The organism is Streptomyces sp. NPDC048185, from assembly GCF_043202495.1.
GTDB lineage: Bacteria > Actinomycetota > Actinomycetes > Streptomycetales > Streptomycetaceae > Streptomyces.
Genome location: NZ_JBIDAN010000003.1, coordinates 335342 through 351662 on the forward strand (window position 1 = coordinate 335342; position 16321 = coordinate 351662).

General features: G+C 73.5%; 15 protein-coding genes. 14 read left to right on the plus strand and 1 reads right to left on the minus strand.

Features of this window, described 5'->3' with window-relative positions; genetic code table 11:
• Nucleotides 1–13 precede the first annotated feature (13 nt).
• From ACGF3H_RS12070 to ACGF3H_RS12125, 12 genes are all read left to right on the plus strand, one after another.
• A complete protein-coding gene (locus tag ACGF3H_RS12070; RefSeq protein WP_382551630.1) occupies nt 14–115 on the plus strand; it encodes a daptide-type RiPP in 102 nt (33 codons plus the stop codon).
• A 169-nt stretch (nt 116–284) separates the two neighbouring features.
• Nucleotides 285–1919: a daptide biosynthesis intramembrane metalloprotease gene (gene mpaP / locus ACGF3H_RS12075; protein ID WP_362486291.1), complete on the plus strand. Its 1635-nt coding sequence runs from the start codon at nt 285–287 to the stop codon at nt 1917–1919.
• 71 nt (nt 1920–1990) lie between these two features.
• Nucleotides 1991–4516, plus strand: coding sequence for a class III lanthionine synthetase LanKC (gene lanKC / locus ACGF3H_RS12080; protein WP_362486294.1), 2526 nt, complete (start codon nt 1991–1993; stop codon nt 4514–4516).
• Complete coding sequence (locus tag ACGF3H_RS12085) at nt 4516–5790, plus strand: YcaO-like family protein (RefSeq protein ID WP_393816477.1); 1275 nt, start codon at nt 4516–4518, stop codon at nt 5788–5790. Before lanKC ends, ACGF3H_RS12085 begins: the two co-directional genes overlap by 1 nt.
• Nucleotides 5791–5845: 55 nt before the next feature.
• Nucleotides 5846–6730 carry an ATP-binding cassette domain-containing protein gene (locus tag ACGF3H_RS12090; RefSeq protein ID WP_362486300.1) on the plus strand — a complete coding sequence of 295 codons (885 nt, stop codon included), beginning with the start codon at nt 5846–5848 and terminating at the stop codon, nt 6728–6730.
• The gene (locus ACGF3H_RS12095; RefSeq protein ID WP_362486303.1) at nt 6727–8022 is read left to right on the plus strand and encodes an ABC transporter permease; all 1296 of its coding nucleotides are present in this window, start codon (nt 6727–6729) and stop codon (nt 8020–8022) included. Before ACGF3H_RS12090 ends, ACGF3H_RS12095 begins: the two co-directional genes overlap by 4 nt.
• A gap of 175 nt (nt 8023–8197) precedes the next feature.
• Nucleotides 8198–8386, plus strand: coding sequence for a hypothetical protein (locus ACGF3H_RS12100; RefSeq protein ID WP_362486306.1), 189 nt, complete (start codon nt 8198–8200; stop codon nt 8384–8386).
• Between the two features lie 84 nt (nt 8387–8470).
• The gene (locus tag ACGF3H_RS12105) at nt 8471–8707 is read left to right on the plus strand and encodes a hypothetical protein (RefSeq protein ID WP_362486309.1); all 237 of its coding nucleotides are present in this window, start codon (nt 8471–8473) and stop codon (nt 8705–8707) included.
• A 103-nt stretch (nt 8708–8810) separates the two neighbouring features.
• Nucleotides 8811–9140, plus strand: coding sequence for a rhodanese-like domain-containing protein (locus ACGF3H_RS12110; RefSeq protein WP_161166738.1), 330 nt, complete (start codon nt 8811–8813; stop codon nt 9138–9140).
• A gap of 202 nt (nt 9141–9342) precedes the next feature.
• Nucleotides 9343–10356, plus strand: a complete 1014-nt coding sequence (locus tag ACGF3H_RS12115; RefSeq protein WP_362486312.1) for a DUF5819 family protein — start codon at nt 9343–9345, stop codon at nt 10354–10356.
• Entirely contained in the window at nt 10353–11570 is a 1218-nt protein-coding gene (locus ACGF3H_RS12120; RefSeq protein WP_362486315.1) for an HTTM domain-containing protein, read from the plus strand. The genes ACGF3H_RS12115 and ACGF3H_RS12120 overlap by 4 nt, the downstream gene beginning before the upstream one ends.
• A complete protein-coding gene (locus ACGF3H_RS12125; RefSeq protein WP_362486318.1) occupies nt 11567–12346 on the plus strand; it encodes a TrmH family RNA methyltransferase in 780 nt (259 codons plus the stop codon). The genes ACGF3H_RS12120 and ACGF3H_RS12125 overlap by 4 nt, the downstream gene beginning before the upstream one ends.
• 1 nt (nt 12347) lies before the next feature.
• On the opposite strand, the gene paaN is transcribed toward ACGF3H_RS12125, so the two are convergent.
• The gene (paaN, locus tag ACGF3H_RS12130; protein ID WP_362486321.1) at nt 12348–14039 is read right to left on the minus strand and encodes a phenylacetic acid degradation protein PaaN; all 1692 of its coding nucleotides are present in this window, start codon (nt 14037–14039) and stop codon (nt 12348–12350) included.
• A gap of 160 nt (nt 14040–14199) precedes the next feature.
• Here paaN and ACGF3H_RS12135 point away from each other — a divergent pair, with 160 nt between their 5' ends.
• Nucleotides 14200–15717, plus strand: coding sequence for a 3-hydroxyacyl-CoA dehydrogenase (locus ACGF3H_RS12135; protein ID WP_362486324.1), 1518 nt, complete (start codon nt 14200–14202; stop codon nt 15715–15717).
• Nucleotides 15714–16316 carry a TetR/AcrR family transcriptional regulator gene (locus tag ACGF3H_RS12140; protein ID WP_362486326.1) on the plus strand — a complete coding sequence of 201 codons (603 nt, stop codon included), beginning with the start codon at nt 15714–15716 and terminating at the stop codon, nt 16314–16316. Before ACGF3H_RS12135 ends, ACGF3H_RS12140 begins: the two co-directional genes overlap by 4 nt.
• Nucleotides 16317–16321: the final 5 nt, after the last annotated feature.

Consider the following 16321-nt stretch of genomic DNA (forward strand, 5'->3'; position numbering starts at 1 on the left):
CGTGGAGCTGGAGATGCAGGAGCTGGAGGCGCTGGAGGCCCCCGGTTTCTGGACCGGTGTCTCCATCGGTGCCACGGTCTCGTCGGCCGTCGCCACCTCGATCGCCCTCACCTGATCGAGGAACCGCGACGAGGGACGCGACCCCCAGTGAGTAGTCCTCACTAGGTCTTCGGCACCAACCGCAGATCCTGCCTCGGCCCTGCTTCCGGCAAACGAATGAGCTGGGCCGAGGCGGGGGGCGCCCCACCCACCGACCGATTCCCTCCCGCCGTAAGGACACCACCGTGAGCGCCACCACCGCGTCACCCGCTGCGCCCGCCGCGCACACGCAGCGGCCGAACCGCGCACCGGGCACCGAGATCCACCCGCCCATGGGCGACGGCGGCACGTGGGTGCTGCAGCGTGGCCCGCGCTACATCCGGGTGAGCCCCGAAGTCGCCGCCCTCGCCGGCCACTTCGACGGCAGCCGCGACCACGAGGAGCTGGCCCGCCTGATGGGCGGTGGCTGGAACACCGAGATGGTCGGCTTCGCCGTCCGGCGCCTGGACGACCTCGCCCTGATCGACAACGGCGAGATGAAGGCGCCCCGCCGTCAGGGCCGCTTCAAGATGGTCCCGCCGTTCACCTTCCAGTTCACCCTGCTGCGGCCGGGCCGCACCATGCAGTCCCTGCAGCCCCTCTTCGCCCGCATGGGCAACCGGTACCTGGTCGGCGGCGCCCTGCTGATCGCCCTGACCGGGCTGATCGCCCTCGCCGTCCAGAACGCCTACGTCACGGCCTCGCTGTCCGGCCCGCTGTCGCCCCTGACCTACCTGGGCATCCTCGCCGGACTCATCGTCGGCACCTCGATCCACGAGCTCGGCCACGCCGCCACGCTCATCCGCTACGGCGGCAAGCCCTCGCGCATCGGGATCATGCTCTTCTACCTGATGCCGGCGTTCTTCTGCGACGTGTCCGACGCCTGGCGCCTGCCGCAGCGCCGCCAGCGGGTCCACGTCGCCCTCGCCGGCCCCGCCGTGCAGACCTTCCTCGCCGGTGCCTCCGCCCTCGCGGCCTGGCCGCTGGCCGACTCCGGGGCCAAGACCGCCCTGGTCTTCTTCGCCCTCGGCAGCTACATCACCGGCCTGCTGAACCTGCTGCCCTTCATCAAGCTCGACGGCTACATCGCCCTGATGAGCCACGTCGACATCCCCTACCTGCGCGACCGCGCCATCACCGACGCCCGCCGCTCCCTGGCCCGCCTGCTGTTCGGCGGCACCTACGAGCGCGAGCTCAAGCAGCGCTGGACCACCGTCTACGGACTGGCCTGCATGATCTTCCCGCTGTACCTGCTCTCCACCGCGCTCCAGCTCTGGATCGACCTGCTGCGCCGCGGCGGCGTCATCGGCATCTGCCTGGCCGCCTGCGGGGTGTCGTACGGGCTGTACTTCCTGGGGCGCGGAGTCCGCAGGCTGGCGGGGGAGGTGCGCGCGGCCGGTGCCGGGCGGCCCCGCATCGCCCTGGTCACGACGGCGGTGACCGCCGCGGTGGGCGCGCTGATGTTCCTGCCCGTTCCGCACACGGTGTCCGCCGCGTACGTGAGCCGGCCCGGCGGGGTCGACCTGGTCCTCCTCGACGGCGCCGACACCGATCGCATCGGGCCCGGCCAGAAGGTCACCCTCACCACCAACGGCCCCGTGCTGCATCCCACCACGGGCACCGCGACCATCGGCGACGCCCCCGCCGGGACCGGTGACGCACCGCTCGACGCCTTCTTCCCGATCGATCTGGACGGCGCCCTGAAGATGCCGGTCACCACCTACCGGCTCGACCTCGACGGCACCCCGGACGAGCCCGCCGGGGCCGCCCAGGTGGACACCGGCCGGCTGCCGCTGTGGGAGGTCGGCTACCGCACCTACATCAGCCCCTTCCTCCCGTAGCCCCCAGCCCGCCCCCACCCGCCGCGCGGCCACCGCCGCGCCCACCCGAACCCACGGTCAGGAGACGTATCGTGCTCGACTTCCGCTTCCTCGACTTCTGCCGCGAGGACTCCCTCTTCTACGACGCCCCCGATCACGACGGCGCCACGGACCAGGACTTCCACGCGGGCCGCGTCCCCGGAACCGGCTGGACGGTGACCCGGGGCAGAGAGTGGACGTTCTGCACACCACCGGACCTGGACGTCCCCGACCAGGGCTGGAAGATCCACGTCTCCGCCTCGCCGGACAACGCCGCCGAACTCCTGGACATCGTCGCCCCGTACTGCGCGGAGCGCGGGCTGATGTACAAGTACATCTCCAACCGGGAGATCCTCGGCCGGCGTGGCAGCAAGTACGGCGACCGCAGCGCCAGCGGCAAGTTCGTCACCATTTACCCGCCCACCGAGGAGATCCTCGAGCGCACCCTGCGCGAGCTGGACGAGCTGGTCGGCGGCACGCCCGCCCCGTACATCCTCAGCGACCTGCGCTGGAACCAGGGCCCGCTGTTCGTTCGCTACGGCGGCTTCGTGCTGAAGATGGCCCGGGCCGAGAACGGCGCCCTCGTCCCCGGCATCCGCAACCCGCAGGGCGAGATGGTGCCCGACCTGCGGCGCCCCGCGTTCCGCCCGCCGGAGTGGGTGACCCTCCCGGAGTTCCTGGCCGAGGCGCACGCCAAGCGCAGGCAGGGCACCCTGAAGAACTTCCCGTTCCGCGTCTACAAGGCGCTGCACTTCTCCAACGGCGGCGGTGTCTACCGCGCCGTCGACCAGCGCACCGGCGCCGAGGTGCTGCTGAAGGAGGCCCGTCCGCTGGCCGGCCTGGACGCCAGCGGTGCCGACGCGATCACCCGCATGGAGCGCGAGCACTGGGCGCTGACGACGCTGGCCGGCCTGCCCACCGTGCCGGCGCTGATCGACTACCGGGACGGACACGAGCACCGCTTCCTCGCCCGTGACTTCGTCGACGGCGAGGCCCTCATCGACGTGCTGCGCCGCCGGCACCCCTTCACCTCCGGCGACAACACCCCCGAGGCCCGCGCCGCCTACACCGAGTGGGCGCTGGGCATCCTCGACCAGGTCTCCCGAGGCGTGGCCGACATGCACGAGCGCGGTGTGGTCTTCGGCGACCTCCACCCGGGCAACATCCTGCTCAAGGCCGACGACACGGTCGCGTTCATCGACATGGAGACGTGCACCCCGGTCGAGGCCGGCTACCAGCAGGCGATGGGCGCCCTCGGCTTCCACGCGCCGCACCACCTCACCGGCACCGCGGTCGACCTGTTCGCCCTCAACGTGCTGCGGCTGACGATGTTCATGCCGCTGCCGCAGGTGGTGCCGTGGGGCGTGGCCAAGGTGCGCACGCTGCTCAAGGCCGCCACGGAACACTTCGACCTGCCCGAGTCGCTGGTCCGCGCCATCGCCGACGGACTCGGCCCCGAAGTGCTCACCGGCGAGCGGGACTTCCGCGCCGAGTGGCCCGCCGTCCCCGACGCCGGACTGCGTTCCAGGATCGCCCGTTCCATCGTCGAGGCCGCCTCCCCCGAGCGCGACGACCGCCTCTACCCGGGCGACGCCATGCAGTTCCTCATCCCGGACGGCGGCACCACCTTCGCGTACGGCGCCGCGGGCGTGCTGTGGGCGCTGTCCCGCACCGGGCACCGGCCGCCGGCCGAGCACGTGCAGTGGCTCGCCGACCACGTCCGTGACGCCGAGACCGACGGGCCCGGCTTCTTCACCGGCCTGGCCGGGCCGGCGTTCACCCTCGACCACCTGGGCCGCCGGGAGGAGGCCGACGCGTTGATGCGGCGGGCCTTCGCCACCCCGGTCGCCAACGTCAGCGACTCGCTGTGCAACGGCTGGGCCGGTCTCGGCCTGGTCGCCCTGCACCTGGCCGAGCGGCACGGTGACCCGGCGTACCTGGAGATGGCCCGCACCCTCGCGGGCCGGCTGGGCGGCCCGGAGAGCGCGTCCGCCGGTCCCAAGCGGGTCGGCCTGGTGCACGGGCGCACCGGTCACGCGCTGTTCCTGCTGCGGCTGTTCGAGCAGGGCGGCGACATCCGCCACCTGGACGCCGCCGAGGCCGAACTGCGGGCCGACCTGGAGACCATCGACCTGGACCAGGAGGACAGCCGGCTCCGGCTCGGCCCCGGCCTCATCGGCAGCGCCGGGATCGCCCTGGTGATCCGGGCCCTCCAGCGGCACCGGCCGAGCGCCGACCTGGCGGCGGCCCGGGAGCGGTTGCTGGAGACCGTGCACACCCACTTCGCCATATCCTGCGGCCTGTTCACCGGCCGGGCGGGCGCCCTGCTCGCGCTGACCGGCGAGGACCGCGACCCGGAGCTGATCCGCACCCACCTGGACGCGCTGGGCTGGGAGGCCATGGCCGCCGAGCCGGGCCGCGTGGACTTCCTGGGCGACCACGGCTACCGGCTCTCCACCGACCTCGCGACCGGCTCGGCCGGCGTGCTGCTGGCGCTGGCCGCGCTCGCCGACGACGACACGGCCGCCCTGCCCTTCCTGGGCGGCACGCCGGTGCGTGAATACGCGGAGGCGGCCTGATGATCGACGTCCCGCGCACCCTCGCCCCGGCCACCGGCATCGCCTCCCGCTACTCGCTGCTGCCCCCGCAGGGCGACAACCCGCTGTGGAGCACCGCCGTGGCGCTGGCCCCGGTCGCCGGAGTGGACGAGACCGAGGTGCCGCTGTCCGCGCTGGTGGCGGGCGCCAACGGCCACTCCCGGGCCGACGCGCTGCTGCGCGGCGCCGGCGAGGCCGTCGAGCGGCGCGCGCTGCACCCCGACGACCGGCTCGGCACCGTCCACGGCACCGCCTCCCGGCTGGGCCGTCCGGCCCTGGCCGCGCACGACCCCCGCCACGCCCTGGCCCACCCGGACGCCGCCGACGCGGAACTCGCCTGGTACCCGGCGCGGCGGCTGAGCGACTCGGCCGAGGTACTGGTCCCGGCCCACCTCGTCGACTGGCCGACCACGGAACCGGCCTCCCTGTTCGACCCCGGCCCGTCCGGTGCCGCGTCCGGCGGCAGTGCGGACATGGCGCTGCGCTCGGCGCTCGTCGAGATCGTCGAGCGGGACGCGTTCACCGTCGCCTGGGGCCGCCAGCTGGGACTGCCCTGCTGGAGCGACCCCTTCGCGGCGGTGGCCGGCGAACCCGACCGGCCCACCGGAGAGGCGCTGCGCACCCTGTGGCGGCGCGCGCTGGACCGGGGCGCGGAGGCGGTCTTCGCCCGGATCCCGACGGCCGTCGACGGCCTGTGGTGCGTGGTGGCCTGCCTGCTGGAACCGGAGCGTCCCGGCGCCCTGGTGACCGTGGGCATGAAGGCCTCCGACCGCCCTTACGACGCGCTGCTGGGCGCCCTTCAGGAGGCCTGGCAGGTCCGGGCCGCGCTGGAGGTCACCCTGCTGGACGGACCGGTCGCGGACGTGCCGGACCCGCTGGTCACCGAGCACGACCGGATCCGGTACATGCTGACCGCCCGCGCCCGCCGGGCCGTACGCGACTGGGTCGCCGGATTCGTCCCGGGCGGCGAACCGATGACCCCGGCCGAGGTGAGCACCGACGCGATCGTCGCCGCGCTGCTCGCCGACGGCGCCGACCCGCTGGTCGTCGACCTCACGCCCCGGCTGCCCGCCACCGTGGCCGCGATGGGCTGGCGCGCGGTGAAGGCCGTACCGGCCGGCTACCAGAACCTGCGGATGGACGAGACGCACCGGTGGAGCTGGAACCGGTCCCGTCTGGACTCCGCCCCCCGGCGTACCGGCTGCCCGGCACGCCTGACCGACCACCGGGCCGCGGCCCCCCACCCCCTGCCCTGACGAAGCGGCCCGCCAGGGCACGCCCGACCCCCTCGAAACGGGAGGAACGCACGCGATGCTGGAACTGGACAACGTCGTACGGCGCTTCGGCGACCGCTGCGTGGTCGACCAGGTGTCGTTCCGCGTCGACGACGGCCGGATGACCGGCTTCGTCGGCGGGAACGGCGCGGGGAAGACCACGACGATGCGCATGATCATGGGCGTGCTGGCGCTGAACGGCGGCGAGATCCGCTGGAACGGCGCGCCGGTCACCGCCGTCGACCGCCGCGGCTTCGGCTACATGCCCGAGGAGCGCGGCCTCTACCCCAAGCAGACCGTGCTGAGTCAGCTGGTCTATCTGGGCCGGCTGCGCGGACTGAGCGCCCGTGCCGCCCAGGACTCGGCCTCCGCGCTGATCGAACGACTGGCGCTGGCCGAGAAGCGGGACGCCCGCCTGGAGTCGCTGTCGCTGGGCAACCAGCAGCGCGTCCAGATCGCCGCCGCGCTGATCGGCGAACCGCGTCTGCTGGTGCTGGACGAGCCGTTCTCCGGACTCGACCCGCACGCCGTGGACGCGATGGCCGACCTGCTGCGCGAGCACACCGAGCGCGGCGTCCCGGTGCTCTTCTCCTCGCACCAGCTGGAACTGGTCGAGCGGCTCTGCGACGACCTCGTCGTGCAGTCCGCCGGCCGCGTGCTGGCCCAGGGCACCGCGGCCGACCTGCGCCGCCGCGGGCGGGTCAGGCACCGTCTGGTGACCGCCGGCCCCACCGGCTGGCTGCGCGACGTCAAGGGCGTCGACGTCATCGAGCAGCGGGAGGGCACCGCCCTGCTCGAACTGGCCACCGACGAGGTGGCCGACCGGCTTCTGGCGGAGGCACTGCGCCGGGGCCCGGTACGGGAATTCGCCGAGATCGTCCCCAGTGTCGCCGACGTGTTCAGGGAGATGACGGCAGCATGACCACGCTCACGACCGAGAAGACACCGCACACCGACGAGCAGGGGACCACCGTCACCGGCGGCCCGGACCACCCTGCCGAGTCCGCCCGCTCCGGCCGGCCCGGACGCCGGGAGGAAGGGGCGCGGCGCGAGGCGGCCTGGCTGATCGTCGCGGCGCGCGAGATAGCGGTGAAGATCCGCGACCGGGGCTTCCTGCTCTCCACGGTCGCCACCCTCGCCGTCATCCTCGGCGCGGTCGGCCTCCAGGTCTACCTCGCCTCCACGGCCGGCAAGATCACGGTCGCGGCGGTCGCCTCCGAGGGCGACGCCCTGGTGCGGCAGGCGGAGGCGATGGCCGGCCGGGCCGACCAGGACGTCGAGATCACCGTGCACGAGGAGTCCTCGGCGGACGCGGTGCGTGAGGCGGTCCGGGCCGGAGACGTCGACGCCGGACTGCTGCGCACGCCCGAGGGCTGGACCCTGCTCGGCGACACCGGCAGCGACTCCACCGCCGCCACCTGGCTCGGCGCCGCCGTCCAGAGCAGCGCCATGGAGGCCAACGCCACCGCCGCGGGCACCGACATGGCGAGCCTGACCCAGGGCGCCACGCTGCAGCACACGCTGCTGTCGCCGGACGAGACACCCGAGTCCGTGGTGCGCATGGCCACCTACTTCTTCGGTTTCCTGTTCTACCTGGCGGCCGTCCTGCTGGGCGTCTCGCTGGCCACCAGCATCGTGGAGGAGAAGCAGAACCGCATCGTCGAGATCATCGCCAGCTCGATCCGTTTGCGGGACCTGCTGGTGGGCAAGATCGTCGGCAGCACGACGCTGGCCCTGGCCCAGATGGTGGCGTTCACGGCAGCGGCGGCGATCGGTCTGGTCGCCACCGGCGAGACCGGCACGCTGGGACAGGTCACGGTGGGCCTCGGCTGGTTCCTGGTCTACTACGTCGTCGGAATCGCCGTGCTCGCCTGCGTCTTCGCCGCCGCCGGCGCCATCGCCACCCGCACCGAGGACATCCAGTCCACCACGACCCCGGTGAACGCCCTGGTCGCCGTCGTCTTCGTCGTCGGCATCGCGGTCAGCGGAACGGTTCAGAGCGTGCTGTCCTTCGTCCCCCTCACCTCGACCATCACCATGCCGGCCCGGATCATCGCGGGCGACACGGCCTGGTGGGAGCCCGTGGCCTCCCTGCTCGTCTCACTGGCCGCGGCCGCCCTGATCGTCCTGGCCAGCGAGCGCGTCTACCGCAGGGCGCTGATGCAGACCGGTCGCAAGCTGTCGTTCCGTCAGGCGCTGAAGCTGGGCGACTGATCCGGCGCCGGCGACCCCGGGGCCGCCCGCTCTGGCCGGGAACCGCTCGTACGGTTCCCGCCGGGCGGGGACGCCTCTCTACGATCCACTCGACCTCCGGCCGAAGCCCCCGGGCGAAGGCCGGCCCACCCATCCGACCGGCCCCCGGGCCGCCCCCCACAGAGGAGACAACGCCATGAGCGAGAACAACCGCACGAACAACACCGTCCTGATCGCCGCCCTCGTCGCCATCCTGTGCGGCGCCGAGGTCGCCGTGCTCACCAGCGACATGGGCGACGGCGCCCGCTACGGCATCGGCGGTGTCCTTCTGATCGCGCTGCTGGCGAGCGTCTTCCAGCTGAGCCGGGCCCGCAGTTCCCGCTGACCGCACACGACACGCCAAGGTCCCCGGCCGGGGCCGTTCCGCCCCCCAGCGGCCCCGGCGGGCACCGCACCCTCTGGAGGCTCCATGCCCACCGAGCACCCCGTCCGCATCAGCGGTCCGGCCGACGCTCCCCCGGAAACCGCGGCGATCCGGCTGATCGCCCTGTTGCCGACGGACTGGCGGGCCACTCTCGTCAGCTGTCGGGGCACTGTCGCGGAGCTGTCCGTCACCGCGCCGGACGGGCTGACGCCCGCGGCGGTCGAACTGGCTCTCGACGACGTCCTCGCCAATCCCGCGCTGCGCGGCTGGACCCGGTCCTGACGTGCGGCGACGCCTGGGACCCGACGTAGCCGACGGGACCGGCGGGCGGGCCGGGCGGTCCGTCGTGTCGGGTAGCGTCGGAGGCATGAGTTTTGGAGCTGGTGTGCCCACGGTCGAGGTCACGGACCTCAAGGACGGCGACTTCCTGCTGGACGTGCGCGAGGACGACGAGTGGCAGGCGGGCCACGCCGCCGGGGCCCTTCACATTCCCATCAGCGAGTTCGTCGCCCGCTACGGCGAGCTGACCGAGGCGGCGCCCGAGGACGGCCGGGTCCACGTGATCTGCCGCTCCGGCGGGCGCTCGGCCCAGGTCACCATGTACCTGGTCCAGCAGGGCATCGACGCCGTGAACGTCGACGGCGGCATGCAGGTGTGGGCCGCCGCCGGCCGGCCCGTCGTGGACGGCAAGGGCGAGCCGGGGCACGTTCTCTAGCGACCCCCCGCGCAGGGCACGGCCCACGGCCGCGGCCGGGATGTGGTGTCGGCCACGGTGCGGCCGGTCCACCGGGGGCTGTGCCGAGGGGCCGTCCTGAGTACCGTTCCCGTTCGAGCGTCGTGCAGCATCCGCACCGGTGGTGTCACGCGGCGCCCCCCGCGGCAGGCGGGCGGAGAGACGGACCGGGGAACGGGGCGGAATGGACGCGCACGACACAGGCTCGGACGCCCGGCGGGGGCCGGACGAGCCGAGCCGGCCCGCCGAACCGCCCGCCCTGCGCGCCGGACCACCCACGGGACCGTCCGGCGCAGCCGCGCCCGGGTCGTCCGGTGTTCCCGCGCCGGGACCCTCCGACGCCGCCGTTCCTGGGGCGTCCGGTGTCCCCGCGTCCGGGCCGCCCGATGCCGCCGCGTCCGGGCAGTCCGGTGTCCCCGCGTCCGGGCCGCCCGATGCCGCCACGCCCGGGCAGTCCGGTGCCTCCGTGCCTGGGCAGTCCGGCGCCTCCGTGCCCGTCGGGCCGCCGGCGCCGCAGGCCGTCGCCCCCGCGGCGGGCACCGGGTCTCCCCGTACCGGGGTCGCCGCCCTCTCGCCGCGCTACCAGGTCGGTGCCGTGCTCGCCCTCGCCGTCGTCGCGGCCGCCGTCTGCGCCCACATCGGGCTGACCTTCCTGCACGTCGCCCCGGCGAACACCCTGTCCAAGCAGCACGGCTCCGTGGTCGACGAGTGGGTCTACCCGGAGTTCGAGCAGAACTGGAAGCTCTTCGCGCCCAACCCGCTCCAGCAGAACATCTCCGTCCAGGTCCGCGCCGAGGTGAGTACGTCGGACGGCGGGATACGGACCACCGGCTGGTACGACCTGTCCGCCGAGGACGGCCGGGCCATCGACGGCAACCTGCTGCCGAGCCACACCCAGCAGAACGAGCTGCGCCGCGCCTGGGACTTCTTCGTCGCCACCCACGACTCCGACAACCGCCCGGTGGGCCTGCGGGGCACCCTCTCCGAGACCTATCTGCGCCGCGTCGCGGTCCTGCGGCTGGACCGCAACGGTGCCGCGGGCCCGGACGGTGCCGTCCAGCGCGTCCAGTACCGTTCCCGCACGACCAATGTGCCACCGCCCGAGTGGAGCGGTGAGAAGGTCTCCGACCGGCCGGTGTACCGGGAGCTGCCCTGGTGGCAGGTGCCCGCCGACGAGGCGGAAGGGGGCGTCGCGTGAACGGCCTCGCCCTGTCGGTCTCGCGCGGTATCGCCCGCGTCACCGGCTCCGCGCTCGGTCCCTACCAGACCGCCGTGATCCGCATCGGCTTCAGCGCGACCTGGCTGCTCTTCCTGCTGCGGGAGTTTCCCCACCGCCACGAGCTGTACGGACCGGACGGCCCGTGGAGCCACGGCCTCGCCGAGCAGCTGATCTCGGACAACGGCGCGTTCACGGCGTTGATGTGGTCGGACGGAGCGGCCTGGTTCGAGGCCGTCTACGCGCTGTCCGTGCTGAGCAGCCTGCTGATGCTGCTGGGGTGGCGGACGCGGACCATGTCGGTGCTCTTCATGGTCGGCGTGCTCTCGCTGCAGAACCGCAGCATCTTCATGGGGGACGGCGGCGACAACGTCCTGCACCTGATGAGCATCTACCTGGTCCTCACCCGTTGCGGCGTGGTGTGGTCGCTGGACGCGCGCCGGGCACGGCTCGCGGCCGGGGCACGCGCGCGGGGGGAGCGCGTCGTGGACCGGACGGGACCGGCCCTGTGGGCGGTGCTCGGCTTCGCGCTGTTCCTGGTCACGCTGGCGGGCCGGCTCGACGGCGACTGGTTCGTCCCGGCGCTGCTGTGGGCGGTGTGGTCGGCGCAGGGCCTGTGGTGGAGCGTGGGCCGGTGGGCCAGGAGTGGTCAGCCGCGCATCCTGCTCGACGTCGTCGCCGACATCGTGCACAACGGTGCCCTGCTGGTGATCATGGCGGAGGCCTGCCTGATCTACGCGACCGCGGGCTGGTACAAGATCCAGGGCTCGCGCTGGCAGGACGGCACCGCGGTCCACTACCCGCTCCACCTGGACTACTTCTCGCCCTGGCCCGGCCTGTCCGACGCGCTGGCCGCCAACGGCACGATGGTCATGCTCATCACGTACGGCACGGTCGCCGTACAGGTCGCCTTTCCGTTCACCCTGTTCAACCGGCGGGTCAAGAACGTCCTGCTGGCCGCCATGATCACCGAGCACGCGGTGATCGCCGTGGTGCTCGGGCTGCCGTTCTTCTCGCTGGCGATGATCGCCGCCGACGCGGTCTTCCTGCCGACCTCGTTCCTGCGCCGCCTGGGCGGGTGGGCGGCTCGTGCGCGGAGCCGGCCGGTACGGCGCGGGGGCGGGCCGGAGAAGGTGCCGGCGCCCCGCGCCGCCCAGGAGGACGCCGCGCAGGCGCACGTAGGCTTCACGGCATGACCGACGCCCCCGGGGCCCACCCCGACGCCCTGGCCGTCTGGCGCGGGCACGCCGACGCGTGTGTGCTGCTCGACGGCTTCCACGCCCTCAAGCACGCGCTGCGGTTCGGCGCCGACGTCCCGGTGGCCGTCACCAGCGACCGCGCGGGGGCCCTCGCCCTCGCCGACGAGCTGGCCCCGGACGTCCGGGAGGCGCTGGACGGCCTGCTGGCCGAGGTGCCGCACGCGGCGTACGCCTCCCTCGTCGCGCGCCCGCACCCCACCGCGGTGGCCGCCCTGGCCGTCCGTCCCTCCCGCGCGGCCGCGCTGCGGGCGCTGGCGCACACGCCCCGCACCAGCCCCGTCGTGGTCCTCGACCAGCCGCGCAACCTCGGCAACGCGGGCGCGGTGATCCGGCTGGCCGCCGGTTTCGGCGCGACCGGCGTGGTCACCACCGGCCCGCTCGACCCGTGGCACCCCACTGTGGTGCGCGGCGGGGCGGGGCTGCACTTCGCGACCGCCGTCGAGCGGCTGGACGTGGCGCGGCTGCCGCCCGGGCCGGTGTTCGCGCTGGACCCGGAGGGTGAGGACATCCGCGGGCTGAAGCTGCCCGACGACGCGCTGCTCGCGTTCGGCTCGGAGCGCAGCGGGCTGTCGGCGGAGCTGCGCGCGCGGGCCGATCACCTGGTGGCGCTGCCGATGCGCCCCCAGGTCTCCAGCTACAACCTCGCGACCAGTGTGGCCATGACGCTGTACCACTGGAGCGCCACCGGGGGCGCGCCGTCCGGCACTCCCTAGATCACGCCTGGCGCCGGACCTCCACCACCCGGAAGCGGTTGGCGACGAACGCGCCGTCGCACAGGGCCGCGTTGGCGGCCGGGTTGCCGCCCGAGCCGTGGAAGTCGGAGAAGGCGGCCGTCTGGTTGACGTACACCCCGCCGGTGAGGTTGAGGGACAGCTGGGCCGCCTCGTCCAGGCACACCTCCTGCACGGCCTGCTCGACCTCGGGGTCGGTCGTGTAGGCGCCGACGGTCATCGCGCCCTTCTCCCGGATGCTGTGGCGCAGCAGGTCCACGGCGTGGGCGGCCGAGTCGACGGCGACGGCGAAGGAGACGGGGCCGAAGCACTCGCTGGTGTAGGCGGCCTCGTCGTCGGGCTTGGCGCCGTCCAGCTTGACGATCACCGGGGTGCGCACCACGGCGTCCGGGAAGTCCGGGTTGGTCACCTCGCGGGAGGCGAGGGCGACCTCGCCGAGACCGGCGGCGGCCTCCAGGCGGGCCTTGACGTCCGGGTTGACGATCGCGCCGAGCAGGGCGTTCGCCCGGGTGTCGTCGCCGAGGAGGCCGTCGACGGCGCGCGCCAGGTCGGCCGTCACCTCGTCGTAGGACTTGTCGCCCTGGTCGGTGCGGATGCCGTCGCGGGGGATCAGCAGGTTCTGCGGGGTGGTGCACATCTGGCCGCTGTAGAGGGACAGCGAGAACGCCAGGTTGGCGAGCATGCCCTGGTAGTCGTCGGTGGACTCGACGATCACCGTGTTGACGCCGGCCTTCTCGGTGAAGACCTGGGCCTGGCGGGCGTTGGCCTCCAGCCAGTCGCCGAAGGAGGTCGAGCCGGTGTAGTCGATGATCCGGATCTCGGGCCGGGTCGCCAGGGTCTTCGCGATGCCCTCGCCGGGGCGCTCGGCGGCGAGCGCGACCAGGTTCGGGTCGAAGCCGGCCTCGGTGAGGACGTCGCGGGCGACCTGGACGGTGAGGGCGAGCGGCAGCACCGCGCGCGGGTGGGGCTTGACCAGGACCGCGTTGCCGGTGGCGAGGGAGGCGAACAGACCCGGGTAGCCGTTCCAGGTCGGGAAGGTGTTGCAGCCGATGACCAGGCCGATGCCGCGCGGGACCGGCGTGAACTGCTTGGTCAGCGCCAGCGGGTCGCGCTTGCCCTGCGGCTTGGTCCACTCCGCCGTGTCGGGGGTGCGGACCTGCTCCACGTACGCGTAGGCCACCGCCTCCAGGCCGCGGTCCTGTGCGTGCGGGCCGCCCGCCTGGAAGGCCATCATGAAGGCCTGGCCGGAGGTGTGCATGACCGCCTGCGCGAACTCCATGGTCCGGTCGGCGATCCGCTTGAGGATCTCCAGGCAGACCGTCGCGCGCAGCTCCGCGCCCGCGTCCCGCCACGCCGTCTGCCCGGCCTTCATGGCGGGCAGCAGCACGTCGAGGTCCGCGTGCGGGTACTCCACGCCCAGGTCGATGCCGTAGGGGGAGACCTCGCCGCCGGTCCAGCCGTCGGTGCCGGGCTGGCCGAGGTCGAGGCGGGTGCCGAGCAGCGCGTCGAAGGCGGCCTTGCCCGCCGCCATGTCCAGGCTGCCGTTCTCCCCGTAGGCCTTGGGGTGCTCGGGGTGCGGGGACCAGTACGCGCGGGTGCGGATCGTCTCCAGCGCCTGGTCCAGTGTCGGCCGGTGCCGGTCGATCAGCTGGTGCGCGGTGAGTTCGGCGGCCATGCGGGACCAACTCCTCGTCTCACGAGCTCTCCGTCGAGTCGTGACCTCGGGGGGAAACCTGGGCGGAAACAGGCGGACACGGCTAGAGTAACCGAACGATCGGTCGGGACAAGGGGGACCGCCGCATCCGTGGAAAACGCCGTGCGGGAGGATCGCGCACATGACAGCACTCGACCTCAGCAGCCCCGTGGCCGTCGTCGGCACCGGCACCATGGGCCAGGGCATAGCCCAGGTGGCGCTGGTCGCGGGCCACCCCGTACGGATGTACGACGCCGCACCCGGGCGCGCCGGTGAGGCGGCCGACGCGATCGGCGCCCGGCTCGACCGGCTCGTCGAAAAGGGACGCCTCGGCGCCGACGACCGCGACGCGGCCCGTGCCCGTCTGAAGCCCGCCGGGACCCTCGCCGAGCTCGCCGACTGCGCGCTGGTCGTCGAGGCGGTCCTGGAGCGGCTGGACGTCAAACAGGAGCTGTTCCGCGCGCTGGAGGACGTCGTCGCGGACGACTGCCTGCTCGCCACCAACACCTCCTCCCTGTCCGTCACCGCCATCGGCGGCGCGCTGCGCGTCCCCGGCCGCTTCGTCGGACTGCACTTCTTCAACCCGGCCCCGCTGCTGCCGCTGGTGGAGGTCGTCTCCGGGTTCGCCACCGACGTCACGTCGGCCACGCGCGCGTACGAGACGGCCCGCGCCTGGGGCAAGACGCCGGTCGCCTGCGCGGACACCCCCGGCTTCATCGTCAACCGCGTCGCCCGGCCCTTCTACGCCGAGGCCTTCGCGGTCCACGAGGACCAGGGCGCGGACCCGGCCACCGTCGACGCCGTGCTGCGCGAGTCGGGCGGCTTCCGGATGGGCGCCTTCGAGCTGACCGACCTCATCGGGCAGGACGTCAACGAGTCCGTCACGCACTCCGTGTGGCAGGCGTTCTTCCAGGACGTGCGCTTCACGCCGTCGCTCGCCCAGCGCCGCCTGGTCGAGTCCGGCCGCCTCGGCCGCAAGAGCGGGCAGGGCTGGTACGACTACCGCGACGGCGCCGAGCGGCCCGAGCCGCACACCGCCGACCCGGCGGACCCGCCCGCGTACGTCGTGGTCGAGGGCGATCTGGCCCCGGCCGGCGAGCTCGTCGCGCTGATCCGCGAGGCGGGCATCGAGGTCCGCCAGGAGGACGAGGACAACGGCACGCGGATCGTCCTGCCCAGCGGCGGCCAGCTCGTGCTCGCCGACGGGCAGACCTCCGTGGAGTTCCGGGACGTCGTCTACTTCGACCTCGCCCTGGACTACCGCAAGGCGTCCCGCATCGCCCTGTCCGCCGCGCGGTCCACCTCCCCGCGCACCCTCGCCCAGGCCACCGGACTGTTCCAGGCGCTCGGCAAGAAGGTCAGCGTCATCGGCGACGTCCCCGGCATGATCGTCGCCCGCACGGTCGCGCGGATCATCGACCTGGCGGTCGAGGCGGTCGCCAAGGGCGTGGCCACCGAGGAGGACATCGACACCGCGATGCGGCTCGGCGTCAACTATCCGCTGGGGCCGCTGGAGTGGAGCCGCCGCCTCGGTGGCGACTGGGCCTGCTCGGTCCTCGACAACCTGCACGAGTGCGCGCCCACGGGCCGGTACGCGCCCTCCCTGGCGCTCTACCGCCACGCGTACGCCGCCGGCAAGCAGGAGGGCAGTTCCTCATGACCACCGCCAAGCGCGACACGTACACGCCCGAGACGCTGCTGTCCGTCGCGGTGCAGGTCTTCATCGAGCGCGGCTACGACGGCACCTCCATGGAGCACCTCTCCAAGGCGGCCGGCATCTCCAAGTCCTCGATCTACCACCACGTGACGGGCAAGGAGGAACTGCTGCGCCGCGCCGTGAGCCGGGCGCTGGACGAGCTGTTCGGCATCCTCGAGGAGGAGCACGCGCGCGTGGGGACGGCCGCCGGCCGGCTGGAGTACGTCGTGCGGCGCATGGTCGAGGTGCTCATGGCCGAACTGCCGTACGTGACGCTGCTGCTGCGGGTGCGCGGCAACACCGGCACCGAGCGCTGGGCGCTGGAGCGTCGGCGCGAGTTCGACCACCGGGTCGCCGAGCTGCTCAGGGCGGCGGCGGCCGAGGGCGACGTGCGCGCGGACGTGGAGGTGCGGCTCGCGACGCGGCTGGTCTTCGGCATGATCAACTCGATCGTCGAGTGGTACCGCCCGGACGGGCCCGACGGCCGGGGCGGCGCGGGCGAGCGCGAAGTGGTCGACGCGGTGGCGCGGTTGGTGTTCGCGGGGCTGCGCGGGACCTCCTGAGCCGG